Genomic DNA, 16,497 nt, shown 5'->3' with positions numbered 1-16,497 from the left:
CTTCACAGTCGACGTGTCAGTCCCGTGCCAACTCTGCCTCGGCCGCGGCCAGCGCCGCGAACTCCTCCTCCGGCGCCTTGGCCACCAGCCGCTTACGGCTGTACAGGCCGAAGTAGGCGACGGCCACGGCGTACACCACGAGCGCGATGAGCGCCGCCGTCACATCCACCAGGAACGTCGCCACCAGCGCCGCACACGCCAGCACCAGGGCGACGGAGGAGGTCAGCACCCCGCCCGGAGTGCGGTACGGCCGTGGCAGCTCCGGCTCGCGGCGGCGCAGCACGATGTGGGAGAGGGACATCAGGGCGTAGGAGATGGTCGCGCCGAAGACCGCGATGTTCAGCATGCGGGCGCCGTTGCCCGAGGCTGCCGCCAGCAGGAAGCCGATCGTGCCGGGCACCAGCAGGCCCAGGTAGGGCGCCTTGCGGCGGCTGGTGAGGGACAGGAAGCGGGGGAGATAGCCGGCGCGGGACAGGGCGAACAGCTGGCGCGAGCCCGCGTAGATCAGGGAGAAGAACGATGCCACCAGGCCCGCCAGACCCGCGTAGTTCACGATCCGGCTCAGTGTCGTCGCCTCGCCGTCCGGCTGGAGTGCCTCCACCAGCGGGTTGCCCGCCTCCTGGACGGCCGCGGAGCCGCGCGCCCCCGCCGCGGCGAAGAACGTGACCACCGCCAGCACCACCAGGATCCCCATCGACCAGCGGATCGCCTTCGGCAGCGTACGGGCGGGGTCCTTGGTCTCCTCGGCGGCCAGCGGCACGCCCTCGACGCCGAGGAAGAACCACATGCCGAAGGGGAACGCCGCCCAGATGCCGAGCAGACCGAACGGCAGCCAGGAGCTCGACCCCGCCGCCGAGGGGTCGACCGGGATGTCGTCCAGCGATCCGAAGGAGAAGTCCGGCAGCGCCGCCAGCGCGAACACGACCAGGGCGACGACCGCGATGCCGGTGACGACGAAGCTGAAGCGCAGGGCCTCGCCGACGCCCCACAGATGGATGCCGAGGAAGATCGCGAAGCAGACCAGATACATCGGCCAGCCCGACTCCAGGCCGAACAGGCCGAGCGACTCGACGTAGTCGCCGATGAAGATGACGATGGCGGCGGGTGCGAGGACGTACTCGATGAGGATCGCCGTACCGGTGAGGAAGCCGCCCCAGGGGCCGAGCGCCCGGCGGGCGAAGCCGTAGCCGCCGCCGGCCGTCGGCAGGATCGAGGACAGCTCGGCGAGCGCGAAGACCATGCAGGCGTACATCGCGCCCATGAGGACCATGGCGATCGCGAGGCCCCCGAAGCCGCCTTCGGCGAGGCCGAAGTTCCAGCCTGAGTAGTCGCCGGAGACGACGTAGGCGACACCGAGGCCGGTGAGCAGCACCCAGCCGGCGCTGCCGCGGCGCAGTGCTCTGCGCTCCAGATAGTCGTCCGCCTCCGCGGCGGACTGTGTGTTCGTGGATTTGGTGGACATGGGCCAACTCCCCACGTGCGGTGGACACCGGGCATCTCCGGGCACGGTGGGGTCGACCGGGCTCCGGCTCAATGGAATGGATGCATACCTTTGCCGTGTCCGGGCGAGTTGGCAAGACCCTTGCGCCGATCCCCACCAAATCCGCCCGCACCGGGGGCGCTCGCGCCGCTCAGCCGAGGAAGCCCCGCAGCAGTGCCGCCGTGCCCCCGCAGTGCTCGCGCATGATCTCCCGCGCCTGATCGGCGTCCCCCTCGATCACCGCGTCGACCAGCGCGGTGTGCTGGCGCTGCGAGTGCTCCAGGTTGCGCACGAGCAGCGGGATGCAGTCGAGCAGGTCGTTGACGGTCGCCCGGACCGCCGCGTACTGCGCGGTGAGCGTGGGGGAGCCCGACAGCCCGGCCAGCGTGAGGTGCAGCAGCGTGTCCAGCCGGCGGTACTCGGCGAGCGGGGCGTCGTGCGTGCGGGCCAGCGCCTCGCGCAGCCGGTTCGCCTGCTCCCCGTCCAGCCCGTGCGCCGCGCACAGCCCGGCCGCGCCCACCTCCAGCACCTCGCGGAAGCGCAGCGTGTCCTCGACGTCGACGTCCTTCAGACGGCGGCGCAGCTCCTCCTCGCCGGGGGTCTCGGTGCGGGGCAGTACGAACGTGCCGCCGTAGCGCCCGCGCCGCGACTCCACCAGCCCCTGGTCCTGGAGCACCTTCAGCACCTCGCGCAGGGTGACCCGGCTGATCCCCAGCCGGTCGGCCAGCTCGCGCTCGGCCGGCAGCCGCTCACCGCCCGGTACCAGGCCGAGCCGCACGACCTGGAGGATCTGCTCCAGGGCCTCCTCGAAGCCGTTGCCGGCCCGCACCGGGCGCAGGACCGACGTCAGCCGGTCGTCGGCCTCCGGCGCCCCGTGCTCCGTGCCCGTCTGCGACATCTCGTCGGACCCCCTTCCCAATCAATGGTCCTGCGCAATACCTTATGGCTCCCGGCTGACCGAAGTAGCCGAATGGAGGCTCTCCCGTGGCAGACCGCACACCCCCGCTGAGCGTCGAGGAGCTGCACGCCCTCGTCGCCGGTGGTGAGATCGACACTGTCGTCCTGGCCTTCCCCGATATGCAAGGGCGGCTGCAGGGCAAGCGGTTCGCCGCCCGCTTCTTCCTCGACGAGGTTTTGCACCACGGCACCGAGGGCTGCAACTACCTCCTCGCCGTCGACACCGAGATGAACACGGTCGACGGCTACGCCATGTCCTCCTGGGACCGCGGCTACGGCGACTTCGCCATGCACCCGGACCTGGCCACGCTCCGCCGCGTCCCCTGGAACGCCGGCACGGCCATGCTCATCGCCGACCTCGCCTGGAGCGACGGCTCACCCGTGGCCGCCGCACCCCGCCAGATCCTGCGCCGCCAGCTCGAGCGCCTCGCCGAGCACGGCTACACGGCCAACGTCGGCACCGAGCTGGAGTTCATCGTCTTCAAGGACACCTACGAACAGGCCTGGGACGCCGGCTACCGAGGGCTCACGCCCGCCAACCAGTACAACATCGACTACTCCGTGCTCGGCACCGGCCGGATCGAGCCCCTGCTGCGCCGCATCCGCAACGAGATGGCGGGCGCCGGCCTCACCGTCGAGTCCGCCAAGGGCGAGTGCAACCCCGGGCAGCACGAGATCGCCTTCAAGTACGACGACGCCCTGGTCACCTGCGACCAGCACGCCATCTACAAGACCGGCGCCAAGGAGATCGCCGCCCAGGAGGGCGTCTCGATCACCTTCATGGCCAAGTACAACGAGCGCGAGGGCAACTCCTGCCACATCCACCTCTCCCTCGCGGACGCCCCCGGCGACAACGCCATGGCCGGCGACGGCGAAGGCGGCATGTCGGACGTCATGCGCCACTTCCTCGCCGGGCAGCTGGCCGCCCTGCGTGACTTCTCGCTCCTCTACGCCCCCAACATCAACTCCTACAAGCGGTTCCAGCCGGGCTCCTTCGCCCCGACCGCAGTCGCCTGGGGCCACGACAACCGCACATGCGCCCTGCGCGTCGTCGGCCACGGCCGCTCCCTGCGCTTCGAGAACCGGCTCCCCGGCGGCGACGTCAATCCGCACCTGGCCGTGGCCGGACTGGTCGCCGCGGGTCTGTACGGCATCGAGCAGAAGCTGGAACTGCCCGATCCCTGCCCCGGCAACGCCTACACGGCTGACTTCGAGCACGTCCCCACCACCCTGCGCGAGGCCGCCGAACTCTGGGAGAACAGCCCGATCGCCAAGGCCGCCTTCGGTGACGAGGTGGTCGCCCACTACCGCAACATGGCGCGCGTCGAGCTGGACGCCTTCGACGCCGCGGTGACCGACTGGGAGCTGCGCCGCTCCTTCGAACGCATGTGAGGCCTTCCGTGTCCGACCAGCTGCAGGTACTCAATCCGGCCACCGAAGAGGTCGTCGCCACCGTCCCGGCCGCCACGGCGGCCGACGTGGACGCGGCCGTCGCACGGGCCACGCAGGCGCAGTCCCGATGGGCCGCGCTCGCGCCCGGCGAACGCGCCCGGCTGCTGCGCCGGTTCGCCGTCGCCGTCGACGAACACCTCGAAGAACTCGCCCGCCTGGAGGTCCGCGAGGCCGGCCACACCATCGGCAACGCCCGCTGGGAGGCGGGCAACGTGCGCGATCTGCTCGACTACGCCGCCGGGGGAGTGGAGCGGCTGACCGGCCATCAGATCCCGGTCGCCGAGGGCCTGAACGTCACGATCCCCGAACCGCTCGGCGTCGTCGGCGTCATCGCCCCCTGGAACTTCCCGATGCCGATCGCCGCCTGGGGCACCGCCCCCGCGCTCGCGGCCGGCAACGCCGTCCTCCTCAAGCCCGCCGAGACGACCCCCCTGACGGCACTACGGCTGGCCGAACTGGCGCTGGCGGCCGGGCTCCCCGAGGGCCTGTTCCAGGTCCTGCCCGGCCATGGACCCGTCGCCGGCAACGCCCTCGTCGAGCACCCGGGCGTCGCGAAGATCGTCTTCACCGGGTCGACGGTCGTGGGCAAGCAGGTCCTCGCCAAGGGCTCGGCACTGCTCAAACGCGTCACCCTCGAACTCGGCGGCAAGAGCCCCAACATCGTCTTCGCCGACGCCGACCTCGAAGCCGCCGCAGCCGCCGCCCCCATGTCCTTCCTCGACAACTCCGGGCAGGACTGCTGCGCCCGCACCCGCATCCTCGTCCAGCGCTCCGCCTACGACCGCTTCCTGGAACTGCTGACACCCGCGATCGAGGCCGTGACCGTCGGCGACCCAGCCGACGAGAACACACAGATGGGCCCGCTGATCTCCAAGGCCCAGCTGGACCGGGTGCGTTCGTACGTCGACGAGGACGCCCGGGGCATCCGCGGCAAGGCCCCCGAGGGTCCCGGTTTCTGGTTCCCGCCCACCGTCCTCACCGGCGTCGACCCCCGCGCGCGCGTGGCCGTCGAGGAGGTCTTCGGGCCTGTCGCCGTCGTCCTCCCCTTCGAGGACGAGGCGGAGGCCGTGGCTCTCGCCAACGCCACCGACTACGGCCTGTCCGGTTCCATCTGGACCCGTGACGTCGGCCGCGCCCTGCGCGTCTCACAGGCGGTCAGGGCCGGCAACCTGTCCGTCAACTCCCACTCCAGCGTCCGCTACTGGACCCCCTTCGGGGGCTTCAAACAGTCCGGCATCGGCCGTGAGCTGGGACCGGACGCCCTGACCGCCTTCACCGAAACCAAGAACGTCTTCATCAGCACGGAGGGCCCCGCACAGTGACCGCAGACAACATGTGCCGCCGCCTCGTCGGCCGCACCGCCGTCATCACCGGCGCCGGCAGCGGCATCGGTCTCGCCACCGCCCGACGACTCGCCTCCGAGGGCGCCCACGTCGTCTGCGGCGACCTCGACGAACAGCGCGGCAAGGCCGCCGCCGAGGAGGTCGGCGGGATCTTCGTGAACGTCGACGTCACCGACGCCGAGCAGGTCGAGACGCTGTTCAGGACGGCGTACGACACCTACGGCAGCGTCGACATCGCCTTCAACAACGCCGGCATCTCGCCGCCCGACGACGACTCCATCCTGGAGACCGGCCTGGAGGCGTGGAAGCGCGTCCAGGAGGTCAACCTCACCTCCGTCTACCTGTGCTGCAAGGCCGCCATCCCCTACATGCGGCAGCAGGGCAAGGGCTCCATCATCAACACGGCGTCCTTCGTGGCCCGGATGGGCGCGGCGACCTCCCAGATCTCGTACACGGCCTCCAAGGGCGGCGTCCTCGCCATGTCCCGCGAACTGGGCGTGCAGTTCGCCCGCGACGGCATCCGGGTCAACGCCCTGTGCCCGGGGCCCGTCAACACCCCGCTTCTCCAGGAGCTGTTCGCCAAGGACCCGGAGCGGGCCGCCCGCCGGCTCGTACACATCCCGGTCGGCCGTTTCGCCGAGGCCGAGGAGATCGCCGCCGCCGTCGCCTTCCTGGCCAGCGACGACTCCTCCTTCGTGAACGCCACCGACTTCCTGGTCGACGGCGGGATCTCGGGGGCGTACGTCACACCGCTGTAGGCCGCCCTACAGTTGCCGGGTGAGCATGACACCCCCGCCCGGCTGGTACCGCGACCCCTCCGCCCCGCACGTGGAGCGCTGGTGGGACGGGACGGCCTGGACCGACCACCGGCGCGCCCCCGAGACCCCGGGACCGCCGGTGGCCGCGCCGGGCCCACCGGGTCCGGCGCCCGCCGGCGGGGGCTCCGGGCAGCGGGCCAAATTCGTCGCCCTCACCGTCGCCGGAGCCGTCCTCGTCGCCTCCGTCGTCACCGGCGTGATCGTCCTGAACCGGGACGACGGCGGCACGGACGTGGACACCGCGCCGACCCTCGCGACCGACGAGCCCGCACCCCGCGAGCCGGCCACCGGCACCCCCACCCCCACCCCGTCGCAGTCCACCTCCGAGCCCTCCGCCGACGACCCGGCGGTCGTGGTGGACCAGCTCAACGGCATCAGCCTGCCGTTGCTCGACGGCTGGATCAGACCGCGCAACATCGCCGAGACCGACATCCTCATGACCACGTCGGGCACCTACGACTGCCCCGGCGACGGCGGCTTCTGCCGACGCGGCAGGGTCTACTCCCGCACGGTGACCCAGAACGACGAGACATCGCCCGAGGCGCTCGCCAAGGCCGACATCAAGGACGCCGCCCACGAGGCGTACGACCGTGACTTCGTCGGCCGGAGCCCCTACGGCGGCATCGAGTCCCATCAGGTCGTCGGATCCGGCCCGGTCACCGTGGCGGGCGGCGCCGGCTACTTCGTGCGCTGGCGGGTCAAAACGGCCCAGGGCCCGGGCGGTCACGTCCAGTCCCTCGCCTTCCCGTCCCGCGTCGGCACCGGGGCGCCGGTCATCGTCCGCTACGTCCTCGACGCGGGCGAGGACGGGCCGCCGACAGCCGACATGGACCGCTTCACCCGGGGGATCCGGACGGTGGACTGAAACAGGACCGGCGCCGGACCGAGGCAGGACGGAGCCGAGGGGGCGCGGGACACGCGCCGGTCTACAGGAACGCGCCGGACTACAGGAACGTATGCCCCTCGCCCCGGTACGTCGGCACGGTCGCCGTCACCGAGTCGCCCTCGACCAGGTGCAGTGCCTCGAACCGCTCGCACAGCTCACCGGCCTTGGCGTGCCGGAACCACACCTTGTCGCCGAGCAGCAGATCGTCGGCGGGCGAGCCCAGCAGCGGCGTCTGCACCTCGCCGGGCCCCTCCTGAGGGTCGTACCGCAATCCCTCCGGCAGATACGGAACCGGCAGCCGGTCGGGCCCGGCCGCACCGGACGCCGGATAGCCGCCGCCGAGGACGGTCACCACCCCGACCCCCGGCCTGCGCACCACCGGCACCGCGAACAGCGCGGCCGGACGCCCGCTGAACGACGTGTAGTTGTCGAAGAGACGCGGTACGTACAGCCCCGACCCGGCGCCGATCTCGGTGACGCAGTCCTCGGCGGCCGTGTGCTGCACACTGCCGGTGCCGCCGCCGTTGACGAACTCCAGCCCCGGCACGACGGCCCGCACCGCCCGCACCACCTCGGCCCGCCGCGCCGCGAGCTCCCGGCGCGCGGCGGCCTGCATCAGCCGCACCGCACGCGAGCGCACCGGCCGGCCGGGCAGCGAGTCCCCGACGCCGGCGATGTGCCCCTCGTACGCCATGATCCCGACCACCTCGAACCCCGGCCGCCGGGCGACCGACCGGGCCAGGTCGGCGACCTGGGCGGGGGAGTGCAGCGGGGAACGCCGGGCACCGACCCGCACCCGCCCGCCGAGCAGCCTCAGCGAGGTGTCCAACTCCAGGCAGACCCGCACCACTTCGCGGCCACCGTCCCGGGCGTCGTCGATGAACCGGAGCTGCGCCGGGTCGTCGATCATCACGGTCACGGCGGCGGCGAGCTTCGGGTTGCCGGCCAGCTCGGCGAAACCGGCGCGGTCGGCGGACGGATAGGCGAGCAGGACGTCGTCGAACCCGGACCGCGCCAGCCACAGGGACTCGGCGAGGGTGAAGGACATCAGACCCGCGAACCCGTCCCTGGCGAGGACCCGCTCCAGCAGGGCGCGGCAGCGTACGGACTTGCTGGCCAGGCGGATCGGCTTGCCGCCGGCGCGGCGGACCAGGTCCTCCGCGTTGGCGTCGAAGGCGTCCAGATCCACGATCGCGAGAGGGGCGTCGAGATGGGCGGTGGCCCGGTCGTAACGGGCCCGGTCGGCGGCGCGCGCAGTCATGAACGAAGCCTCCCATGCAGGATTACCGCAGGGTAGGGGGATGTTCCGGGCAGATGCACACGGGGTCGCGGACTGGTTCCCGTTCGCCCGGGATCAACCCGTAGAGTGACGCGCACGCATGTGTGGAACGCCCCCGGCCGCTTGCCGCGCCGGATGACGCTCCACCCGTGCGGGTATGCGTGCCTGGTCGGACGAGTCCGCGCCGGGCCCGGGGAGACGGACCACAGAGCGACGGCCCGCGTACGAGCAGCGGCCCGGACATGAGGAAACGGGGGGTGCATGAGCACGGAAGCGCGCCGCGCCCCCATCCCCCCGCGCCCCACCACACCCCCGCCGACCACACCCCCGCCACCGGCCACCCCGCCCCGCCCCACGGACCCGCCGCCGGCGCCCGACGCCCAGGGCGAGCAGAACGCCTCATCCGTCCCCGCCTCCGCACCTCCGCCCCCGCCCCGGGCCTCCGCCCGCTTCCCGGACGCACCGCCGTCGGCAGGGCGGGTGGCCGGCGGAGCATCGCGGGACGCCGGTACCGCCGGGACGGACACCTCGGCCGCGCCGGAGAGCGCGGCCGTGCGTCCCGAGCATGGTGCCGGGCGCGGGGAAAGCGGCGGATCGTTGCGCCAGGACGGCGACGGCCCAGTCGCGCCCAGGCCCTCCGACGCGCACCTCGCCGGAGGCATACCGCCCCGCCCGGCCGAGCGTCCCGCGCCACCTCGTCGTACCAGCGCCCCCACCGAGACGGCCGCGGAGACCACGTTCCGGCTCCGCCCCGTCCCGAGGGAGTCGTCACCGGCGTCCACCGTCCGCCCGTCCCCCGGGCGGGGCCCTTCCGGCATGCCTCCCCGCTCCGGCACCGTCCCCGCCCAGGGTTCCGCCACGATGCCTACGACGCCGGCGATGCCTACGCCGCCGACGAGACCGACGACCCGCCCCGGCCCCGCACCGGCCGAGCCGACCGGCCGTCGCCCCGGCGCCGTCCCGCGCGAGGCCGCCCCGCCCCGACCCGCCCAGGCGCCGAACGGCCAGGGCCCGGCCCCGTTCACGCCCGACCCGTCCCTCTCCTGGAGCGCCCCCATGGCCCCGGGCGGGGCTCCGGGGGCCGGACGGCCCATCGTGTCCTTCGGGGAGCCCGAGGGGTTCGACGTCCCGGCCCGACCGCGCACCCTGGGGCTGCGGTTCCGGCCCCGCATCGCCGCGGCCGCCATCTGCGTGGTGCTCGGCGTCGGGCTCATCGGCGGTGCCGTGACCGGCAGTTGGCTGGTCGGCGAACCGGGCGGCGGCGACGCGCAGGACACCTTCGCCACCGCCGGCGACCTGTGGCACAGCGTCCCCGTCGACCAGCTCTTCCCGCCCACGGTGAGCGGCAAGGGAGCCGGCCCCGGCGGCGCCGACCGGACCTGGACGCGGATCGCCGTCGCCCCCGACACCGGCTGTGCCGACGCCTTCGACCCGCTGCTGCGCAAGGCCCTCGCACCCGTCGGCTGCGGGCGCCTGCTGCGCGCCACCTACACCGACGCCACGCAGAGCCATGTCACCACCGTCGGCCTGCTGTTCACCAAGGCCGACGCGGCGGCCATGCGCTCGCTCGACGCCCGGTTCACCAAAGAGGGCCTGGACCGTCGCGCCGACCTCATGCCCCGCCCGTACGCCCCCAAGGGCACCCCGGCCGCCGGATTCGGCGACGAGCAGCGCGCCTCCTGGACCGTCTCCGTCCTCACCGACGCCCCCGTGGTCGTCTACGCCGTCTCCGGCTGGGCCGACGACCGCACCGTCGACGAGCCCGAGCCCGCCGAGGCGGCCATGCGGTCCGGCGAGCCCACGGCCGTCGCGCAGGCCGGCCTCGGCCACGAGGCACAGGGCCTCGCCGACCGCGTCGAACGCACCCTGCGCAAGAACGTCGGCCCGTCCACGGAGCAGTCGTCATGAACACCGGTAAGAGCAGCGGACCGCCCACCGAGCGAACCACAGGACCCACCGGCACCGACACCACAGGACCCACGGAAACCGCCGGCCGTAGGACCCCGTCCGCGATGACCCTCCTGACCCGCCGGACCGGCCCCCTCGCCCTCCTCCTCGGCGCCGCGCTCGCCCTCCTGCCGCCCACCGTCGCGCACGCCGACTCGATCCGCGCCCGGCAGTGGTCCCTGAGCGCCATGCACACCCAGGAGGCCTGGCAGACGACCAAGGGCGCCGGCGTCACCGTCGCCGTCCTCGACACCGGCGTCGAGGACGACCACCCCGACCTGGCCGGCAACGTCCTCGAGGGCAAGGACATGGTCGGCTTCGGCGCCGAGCGCGGCGACCGGGCCTGGGCCCGGCACGGCACCGCGATGGCCGGCATCATCGCCGGCCACGGACACGGCGACGGCAACGGCGATGGGGTCATGGGCATCGCCCCCGAGGCCAAGATCCTCCCGGTCCGCGTCATCCTGGAGGACGGCGACCCCTCCCGTGCCAAGGCCCGCAGCACCCGGGGCAACGCCCTCGCCGAAGGCATCCGCTGGGCCGCCGATCACGGTGCCGACGTCATCAACCTCTCCCTCGGCGACGACTCCAAGTCCGCCCACCCCGAGTCGGGCGAGGACGAGGCCGTCCAGTACGCCCTGCGGAAGGGCGCCGTCGTCGTCGCCTCGGCCGGCAACGGCGGCGAGAAGGGCGACCACATCTCCTACCCGGCCGCCTACCCGGGGGTCATCGCCGCGACCGCCGTCGACCGCTACGGCACCCGCGCCTCCTTCTCCACCCGCCGCTGGTACGCCACGGTCAGCGCCCCCGGCGTCGACGTCGTCATCGCCGACCCCGACCACAAGTACTACGAGGGCTGGGGCACCAGCGCCGCCGCCGCCTTCGTCTCCGGAGCGGTGGCCCTGATCAAGGCCGCCCACCCCGGCCTGACCCCGGCCCAGATCAAGAAGCTCCTGGAGGACACGGCCCGCGACGCCCCCGCCGACGGCCGCGACGACTCCCGCGGCTACGGCTTCATCGACCCGGCAGCCGCCATCGAGAAGGCCGCCCGCATCAAACCCGGCGAACTCGAGCCGGCGGCGTACGGCGAGGAGTACTTCGGCGCCGGCCCCGACGCCGCCGAGTCCGGCGACGACGCGACGAGTTGGACCGCAGTACTGGCCGGCACCGTCGGCGGCATCCTGCTGATCGCGGCAGTCACCCTGATCCGAGGCCGCCGCGAACGCCCTGACTTCTAGCGCCCCCACCCCTCGGACACACCCGGCGCGACCGCTACGCCGGGTCCACACCCGACCCGGCCGTCGGGCCCTTCATGCCCGCCGCGGATTTGGCACCCACGCCGCCGACTGAGGCCGCCGCCTTCGTCGCCCTGGTACGGGACCGCCGCGAACGTCCCGGCTTCTAGCAACCCCCACCGGCACCTGCCGGCCCCGGACACGCCCTTCGGCGCGACTGCTACGCCGGGGGCCGCACCCAGCGCCGCCAGACCCGTCCCTCCGGCGTCCCCGACGCCGGACCCCGCGCCCCCGCCTCCCGCGTCCGGTTTCCCTTCGACAGCGCGGCGACCAGGCAGTCCCGGCCCCCGGCCGTCACCCGCCCGATGCTGTTGACGACCCACAGCCCGGTCGCCGTACGCGGCAGCCAACCGTTCTTCAGGGCGCAGCACGCGTCGTCGGCCGCCGCCGACACCCCCCACCGCTGCCCCTCGGCCACCCGGCCCATCAGGCCGCGCAGATACGCCCGCGAGGCTCCGCTCAGCGCCGAGTCCTCCCCGAACACCTGGAGCAGCAGCCTGAGTTGATCGACGGCCGTGGTCCGGGTCAGCCCCCACAGTGTCCCGTCGCCGCCCTCGGTGCCGGTGAGCCCGAAGCGCTCGTTCGCGGCGTCGAGCCCCTCCGCCTGCCCGATCGCCCGCCACAGGGCCGACGCGGAGGTGTTGTCACTGTGCACGATCATCGCGGTCGCGTGAGATTCCTCCGCCGCCGTCAGCCATCGGCCCTCGTCCTGCGCCCGGAGCAGCAGCGTGGCCAGGATGTCGACCTTCACGACGCTCGCCGTCTCGAACCAGCCGTCACCGTACGAGGCGCACGCACCGGAGCCCATGTCCAGCACGGCCACCGCGAGCTCGACACCGTCCGGGACCGCCACCGCCGCCAGGGCCGCCGCCGACGGCTCGTCGTGGGCCACGTCCGGCCGCGCCGCACCGTCCATGGAACCAGCCTCCTTCACGTCCCTGGGGCCGCACGAGCGCGTCGGCCTCCCCCGGATAGGGTCGGGGACCGTGGCGAACAAGAACATTCCCGACTCTCCCTTCCCCGAGGACGACGGCTCCGCCGACCCCCGGCTGAGCGCCGCGCTCGCCGCGTGGGCCGAGGACCGCACCGCTGAGGGGCCCGTCCTTGCGGCGCTCAAGGAGGCCCGGCTGCTCGTCCCCGTCGTGGCCGTGCTCGGCGAGGTCGAGGAGGACGAGAACGGGCTGCGCCGCGAGAAGACCAGCGACATGGCCGTACCGACCCTGAAGGCCGGCGATCGCACGGCCCTGCCCGCGTTCACCTCCACCGACGCCCTCACCCGCTGGGACCCGGCGGCCCGCCCCGTGGCCGTGCCCCTCCACCAGGCCCTCCAGGCCGCGGCCCACGAGAAGGCGGACACGATCGTGCTGGACCTGGCCGGTCCGGTGCCGTACGAGCTGACGGGGCGCGCGCTGCTCGCGCTCGCCGAGGGCCGGACCACCACCGACCCGCTCGCCGACCCGGCCGTCGTCGAGGCCGTACGCGCCGCCGTCGCCGCCGAGCCCGCCGTCCGGCGCGCCCACCTCGGACCCGGTCGGGCCGACGGCACCCTCGCCCTCGTACTGGACCCGGCCGCGCCCCCGGCCCAGGCCGCGCGGGCCGTGGCCGAGCGTCTCGCCGCCGACGAAACACTGAGGGCCCGCCTGGTGCGCGGCCTCGACCTGGCACTGCTGCCGGCCGAGGCGACGCCACCGGGCGAGCCCCTGTACGTACGAGGGTGAGCCGGGGCCGGTCGTCCGGATCATGCCGGCGACGCGGCCCCCGGCCGACGGTACGGCCCAGGACTGGCGCAGTACCTCCAGCCGACCTGATCCGAACGACAGGCCCTAGCCGTAGATCGCGCCCGTGTACTTCTCGCCCGGCCCCTGGCCCGGCTCGTCCGGGACCACCGACGCCTCGCGGAACGCCAGCTGGAGGGACTTCAGGCCGTCACGCAGCGGTGCCGCGTGGAACGAGCTGATCTCGGTCGCGCTCGCGTCCAGCAGACCGGCGAGGGCGTGCACCAGCTTGCGGGCCTCGTCCAGGTCCTTGTACTTGTCGCCCTCCTCGGTCAGACCGAGCTTCACCGCGGCGGCGCTCATCAGGTTGACGGCGACCGTCACGATCACCTCGACGGCGGGGACCTCGGCGATGTCGCGGGTCATCTCGTCGAAGTCGGGAGACTCGGCAGATTCGGCAGGGGTGTCACTCATGTCCCACACGATAGGCCCCGGCCTACGTGGATTAGCACCACCCCCGGGTAGCTGCTAACCTGGTGTGACGACCGGCCGGACGTCCCATGTGCATCACCAGGGGCCCGGCCCACAAGTGGAGGCTCCGATCTCCCACCTGACCGTCCCTCGGGACGGCGGGTCAGCCCGGTCAGGCGGCCACCATCGTTCCGTACGGACGATGGAGTCGCCCGAAATCGCGCCCCGCGGTCATCGCGGCGGTGCTCCGGTATTGCTTGGAGCCCCGCCTGTGATCGTCCGGGGCATTTTTTGTGCTTCGGCGCGGTTAGGTCTTACGAAAACAGACATACGCGGCTGTCCGCCAGACCGTCGCGTGGTGCTAACCGAGGAGGATCCATCAGCGCCGAGCCCCGCATCAACGACCGGATTCGCGTTCCCGAGGTGCGACTTGTCGGTCCCAGTGGCGAGCAGGTGGGCATCGTCCCCCTGGCCAAGGCACTGGAGCTTGCGCAGGAGTACGACCTGGACCTGGTCGAGGTCGCGGCGAACGCCCGTCCGCCCGTGTGCAAGCTCATGGACTACGGGAAGTTCAAGTACGAGTCGGCCATGAAGGCCCGTGAGGCGCGCAAGAACCAGGCGCACACGGTCATCAAGGAGATGAAGCTCCGGCCGAAGATCGACCCGCACGACTATGACACCAAGAAGGGTCACGTCGTCCGGTTCCTCAAGCAGGGCGACAAGGTCAAGATCACGATCATGTTCCGTGGTCGCGAGCAGTCCCGGCCCGAGCTGGGCTACCGACTGCTCCAGCGGCTCGCGGAGGACGTCCAGGACCTCGGTTTCGTGGAGTCGAACCCGAAGCAGGACGGCCGGAACATGATCATGGTTCTCGGTCCGCACAAGAAGAAGACCGAGGCGATGGCCGAGGCCCGCCAGGCGCAGGAGGCCCGCAAGGCCGAAGCGAAGGCCAACCCAGGCCGCTCGCAGAACGCCGCGGACGCCGAGAACGCCGAGGCCCCTGCCGAGGCTTCCGCCGAGGCGTGATCCCGGGGGACGCGAGTCCCCAGGACGTAATCGATACAGAGCGACGCTCCACCGTGCCCGGTTTCACGACCGGGCACCGGAGCGCCACCCACGAGGAGAGAACGGCGCTATGCCGAAGAACAAGTCGCACAGCGGTGCCAGCAAGCGCTTCAAGATCACCGGCTCCGGCAAGGTGCTCCGTGAGCGCGCCGGCAAGCGCCACCTGCTCGAGCACAAGTCGTCCCGTGTGACGCGCCGCCTGACCGGCAACGCCGAGATGGCCCCGGGCGACGCCGCGAAGATCAAGAAGCTTCTCGGCAAGTGACGTCGGGCGCGGATCGACTCGCCTCGTTCCTCGCGCCTGATCTCTGACCGGGACCCAATCGATACCGGGTCGTGTGAGTCCAACCACGGCCCCGCTACAAGGAGTTAACAAGTGGCACGCGTCAAGCGGGCAGTCAACGCCCACAAGAAGCGCCGGGCGATCCTCGAGCAGGCCTCCGGCTACCGCGGTCAGCGTTCGCGCCTGTACCGCAAGGCCAAGGAGCAGGTCACCCACTCGCTGGTCTACAACTACAACGACCGCAAGAAGCGCAAGGGTGACTTCCGCCAGCTGTGGATCCAGCGCATCAACGCCGCTGCCCGCGCCAACGGCATCACGTACAACCGCTTCATCCAGGGTCTGAAGGCCGCGAACGTCGAGGTCGACCGCAAGATCCTGGCCGAGCTGGCCGTCAACGACGCCAACGCGTTCGCCGCGCTCGTCGAGGTCGCCCAGAAGGCGCTCCCGAGCGACGTCAACGCGCCGAAGGCTGCGTGACCGCCGCGCTCGGCTCGAACCGACGTGACTGAACGGACCCGCGGGTTTCACCTGCGGGTCCGTTGTGTTGGCCGTGCCGGCCGCGCCGACCTCATCGCCTGTGCCGGCCCCACCGGCCGTGTTGGCGGAAAGATCCTCTGAAAGTGAGCCCCATGCCGTCCGGCGCCCCCGAGCTGATCTCCCCCCGTTCCCCCCGCGTCCTGGCCGCCCGGCGGCTCGGTAAGCGGAACTTCCGGGGCAAGGAGCGGCTGTTTCTCGCGGAGGGGCCGCAGGCCGTGCGGGAGGCGGCGGCGTACGGGTCGACGCTCGTCGAGCTGTTCACGACCGTCGACGCCGCCGAGCGGTACGCCGACATCGTCGGGGAGGCCCGGACCGCGGGTGCGCGGGTGCACCTCGCCGACGAGCAGGTGATCGCCGACATCTCCACCACCGTCACGCCCCAGGGGCTCGTCGGGGTCTGCCGGTTCATCGACACCCCGTTCGAGGAGATCCTCGTCGCCCGGCCCAGGCTGGTCGCCGTCCTCGCGCATGTGCGCGACCCCGGGAACGCCGGGACCGTCCTGCGGTGCGCCGATGCCGCAGGCGCCGAGGCCGTGGTGCTCACCGACGCCTCCGTCGACCTGTACAACCCCAAGGCCGTACGGGCCTCCGTCGGCTCCCTCTTCCATCTGCCCGTCGCCGTCGGTGTGCCCGTCGAACGTGCCGTGGCGGGACTGAAGGACGCCGGAGTGCGGATCCTCGCCGCCGACGGCGCGGGTACGGACGACCTCGACGACGAGCTCGACAAGGGCAGCATGGGCGGGCCCACCGCCTGGGTGTTCGGCAACGAGGCCTGGGGGCTCCCGGAGGAGACCCGCGCGCTCGCTGACGCCGTCGTACGCGTCCCGATCCACGGGAAGGCCGAGAGCCTGAACCTCGCCACCGCCGCCGCCGTATGTCTCTATGCGTCCGCCCGTGCACAGCGCGCCGTGGGAGGGTGCCGGACCTAGTAGGGTGACCAGCTCGGGGGCCCCTCAGCCGTAGTGAGAG

Annotated in this window: 16 protein-coding genes; 11 read left to right on the top strand and 5 right to left on the bottom strand. The window is 72.5% G+C overall.

Annotation, left to right across the window (positions count from 1 at the left end; all coding sequences use genetic code 11):
- Window positions 1-16: 16 nt before the first annotated feature.
- Both eat and ACHBTE_RS07695 read right to left on the bottom strand, forming a co-directional pair.
- Window positions 17-1,462 carry an ethanolamine permease gene (gene eat, locus ACHBTE_RS07700; protein ID WP_394722720.1) on the bottom strand — a complete coding sequence of 482 codons (1,446 nt, stop codon included), beginning with the start codon at window positions 1,460-1,462 and terminating at the stop codon, window positions 17-19.
- A 169-nt stretch (window positions 1,463-1,631) separates the two neighbouring features.
- The gene (locus ACHBTE_RS07695) at window positions 1,632-2,378 is read right to left on the bottom strand and encodes a FadR/GntR family transcriptional regulator (RefSeq protein WP_394722719.1); all 747 of its coding nucleotides are present in this window, start codon (window positions 2,376-2,378) and stop codon (window positions 1,632-1,634) included.
- 86 nt (window positions 2,379-2,464) lie between these two features.
- Here ACHBTE_RS07695 and ACHBTE_RS07690 point away from each other — a divergent pair, with 86 nt between their 5' ends.
- Genes ACHBTE_RS07690 through ACHBTE_RS07675 form a run of 4 tightly spaced genes read left to right on the top strand, consistent with a single transcriptional unit; the run spans window position 2,465 to window position 6,915 of the window.
- Window positions 2,465-3,829, top strand: a complete 1,365-nt coding sequence (locus ACHBTE_RS07690) for a glutamine synthetase family protein (RefSeq protein WP_394722718.1) — start codon at window positions 2,465-2,467, stop codon at window positions 3,827-3,829.
- Between the two features lie 8 nt (window positions 3,830-3,837).
- Window positions 3,838-5,211 carry an aldehyde dehydrogenase family protein gene (locus ACHBTE_RS07685; protein ID WP_394722717.1) on the top strand — a complete coding sequence of 458 codons (1,374 nt, stop codon included), beginning with the start codon at window positions 3,838-3,840 and terminating at the stop codon, window positions 5,209-5,211.
- 11 nt (window positions 5,212-5,222) lie between these two features.
- Entirely contained in the window at window positions 5,223-5,990 is a 768-nt protein-coding gene (locus ACHBTE_RS07680; RefSeq protein WP_394722882.1) for a 3-oxoacyl-ACP reductase, read from the top strand.
- Between the two features lie 25 nt (window positions 5,991-6,015).
- Window positions 6,016-6,915 carry a DUF2510 domain-containing protein gene (locus ACHBTE_RS07675; RefSeq protein ID WP_394722881.1) on the top strand — a complete coding sequence of 300 codons (900 nt, stop codon included), beginning with the start codon at window positions 6,016-6,018 and terminating at the stop codon, window positions 6,913-6,915.
- A 79-nt stretch (window positions 6,916-6,994) separates the two neighbouring features.
- Here ACHBTE_RS07675 and ACHBTE_RS07670 read toward each other — a convergent pair whose 3' ends face one another.
- Window positions 6,995-8,197 carry an amino acid deaminase/aldolase gene (locus ACHBTE_RS07670; protein WP_394722716.1) on the bottom strand — a complete coding sequence of 401 codons (1,203 nt, stop codon included), beginning with the start codon at window positions 8,195-8,197 and terminating at the stop codon, window positions 6,995-6,997.
- A 279-nt stretch (window positions 8,198-8,476) separates the two neighbouring features.
- On the opposite strand from ACHBTE_RS07670, the gene ACHBTE_RS07665 reads away from it, so the two are divergent.
- A complete protein-coding gene (locus ACHBTE_RS07665; protein ID WP_394722715.1) occupies window positions 8,477-10,123 on the top strand; it encodes a hypothetical protein in 1,647 nt (548 codons plus the stop codon).
- A gap of 104 nt (window positions 10,124-10,227) precedes the next feature.
- Entirely contained in the window at window positions 10,228-11,400 is a 1,173-nt protein-coding gene (mycP, locus tag ACHBTE_RS07660) for a type VII secretion-associated serine protease mycosin (RefSeq protein WP_394722879.1), read from the top strand.
- Window positions 11,401-11,617: 217 nt separating this feature from the next.
- Here the strand turns inward: mycP and ACHBTE_RS07655 are convergent, their stop codons facing one another.
- Window positions 11,618-12,373: a serine hydrolase gene (locus ACHBTE_RS07655; RefSeq protein WP_394722714.1), complete on the bottom strand. Its 756-nt coding sequence runs from the start codon at window positions 12,371-12,373 to the stop codon at window positions 11,618-11,620.
- 70 nt (window positions 12,374-12,443) lie between these two features.
- On the opposite strand from ACHBTE_RS07655, the gene ACHBTE_RS07650 reads away from it, so the two are divergent.
- Window positions 12,444-13,175, top strand: a complete 732-nt coding sequence (locus ACHBTE_RS07650) for an SseB family protein (RefSeq protein ID WP_394722713.1) — start codon at window positions 12,444-12,446, stop codon at window positions 13,173-13,175.
- A gap of 105 nt (window positions 13,176-13,280) precedes the next feature.
- Here ACHBTE_RS07650 and ACHBTE_RS07645 read toward each other — a convergent pair whose 3' ends face one another.
- Window positions 13,281-13,646, bottom strand: a complete 366-nt coding sequence (locus ACHBTE_RS07645) for a DUF1844 domain-containing protein (RefSeq protein WP_394722712.1) — start codon at window positions 13,644-13,646, stop codon at window positions 13,281-13,283.
- Between the two features lie 375 nt (window positions 13,647-14,021).
- On the opposite strand from ACHBTE_RS07645, the gene infC reads away from it, so the two are divergent.
- From infC to ACHBTE_RS07625, 4 genes are all read left to right on the top strand, one after another.
- Complete coding sequence (gene infC, locus ACHBTE_RS07640) at window positions 14,022-14,669, top strand: translation initiation factor IF-3 (protein WP_394722878.1); 648 nt, start codon at window positions 14,022-14,024, stop codon at window positions 14,667-14,669.
- A gap of 109 nt (window positions 14,670-14,778) precedes the next feature.
- Window positions 14,779-14,973 (top strand): 50S ribosomal protein L35, encoded by a 195-nt coding sequence (gene rpmI, locus ACHBTE_RS07635; RefSeq protein WP_003977225.1) that lies wholly within the window; start codon window positions 14,779-14,781, stop codon window positions 14,971-14,973.
- Window positions 14,974-15,084: 111 nt separating this feature from the next.
- A complete protein-coding gene (gene rplT, locus ACHBTE_RS07630) occupies window positions 15,085-15,468 on the top strand; it encodes a 50S ribosomal protein L20 (protein ID WP_006141703.1) in 384 nt (127 codons plus the stop codon).
- Window positions 15,469-15,620: 152 nt separating this feature from the next.
- On the top strand, window positions 15,621-16,457 hold the full coding sequence (locus ACHBTE_RS07625; protein WP_394722877.1) for a TrmH family RNA methyltransferase: 837 nt from the start codon (window positions 15,621-15,623) through the stop codon (window positions 16,455-16,457).
- Window positions 16,458-16,497 lie beyond the last annotated feature (40 nt).

It is taken from the genome of Streptomyces sp. M41, assembly GCF_043673425.1.
In the GTDB taxonomy this organism is placed as follows: domain Bacteria; phylum Actinomycetota; class Actinomycetes; order Streptomycetales; family Streptomycetaceae; genus Streptomyces.
This window is presented reverse-complemented; position numbering and strand designations above follow the sequence as displayed.

Bases quoted from the DNA above. Each gene is read 5' to 3' on its own strand.
- ACHBTE_RS07670 (WP_394722716.1), bottom strand. From the start codon at position 8,197: ATGACTGCGCGCGCCGCCGACCGGGCCCGTTACGACCGGGCCACCGCC.
- rpmI (WP_003977225.1), top strand. From the start codon at position 14,779: ATGCCGAAGAACAAGTCGCACAGCGGTGCCAGCAAGCGCTTCAAGATC.
- ACHBTE_RS07665 (WP_394722715.1), top strand. From the start codon at position 8,477: ATGAGCACGGAAGCGCGCCGCGCCCCCATCCCCCCGCGCCCCACCACA.
- ACHBTE_RS07625 (WP_394722877.1), top strand. From the start codon at position 15,621: ATGCCGTCCGGCGCCCCCGAGCTGATCTCCCCCCGTTCCCCCCGCGTC.
- ACHBTE_RS07680 (WP_394722882.1), top strand. From the start codon at position 5,223: ATGTGCCGCCGCCTCGTCGGCCGCACCGCCGTCATCACCGGCGCCGGC.
- ACHBTE_RS07695 (WP_394722719.1), bottom strand. From the start codon at position 2,378: ATGTCGCAGACGGGCACGGAGCACGGGGCGCCGGAGGCCGACGACCGG.
- ACHBTE_RS07675 (WP_394722881.1), top strand. From the start codon at position 6,016: ATGACACCCCCGCCCGGCTGGTACCGCGACCCCTCCGCCCCGCACGTG.
- ACHBTE_RS07645 (WP_394722712.1), bottom strand. From the start codon at position 13,646: ATGAGTGACACCCCTGCCGAATCTGCCGAGTCTCCCGACTTCGACGAG.
- mycP (WP_394722879.1), top strand. From the start codon at position 10,228: ATGACCCTCCTGACCCGCCGGACCGGCCCCCTCGCCCTCCTCCTCGGC.
- ACHBTE_RS07655 (WP_394722714.1), bottom strand. From the start codon at position 12,373: ATGGACGGTGCGGCGCGGCCGGACGTGGCCCACGACGAGCCGTCGGCG.
- eat (WP_394722720.1), bottom strand. From the start codon at position 1,462: ATGTCCACCAAATCCACGAACACACAGTCCGCCGCGGAGGCGGACGAC.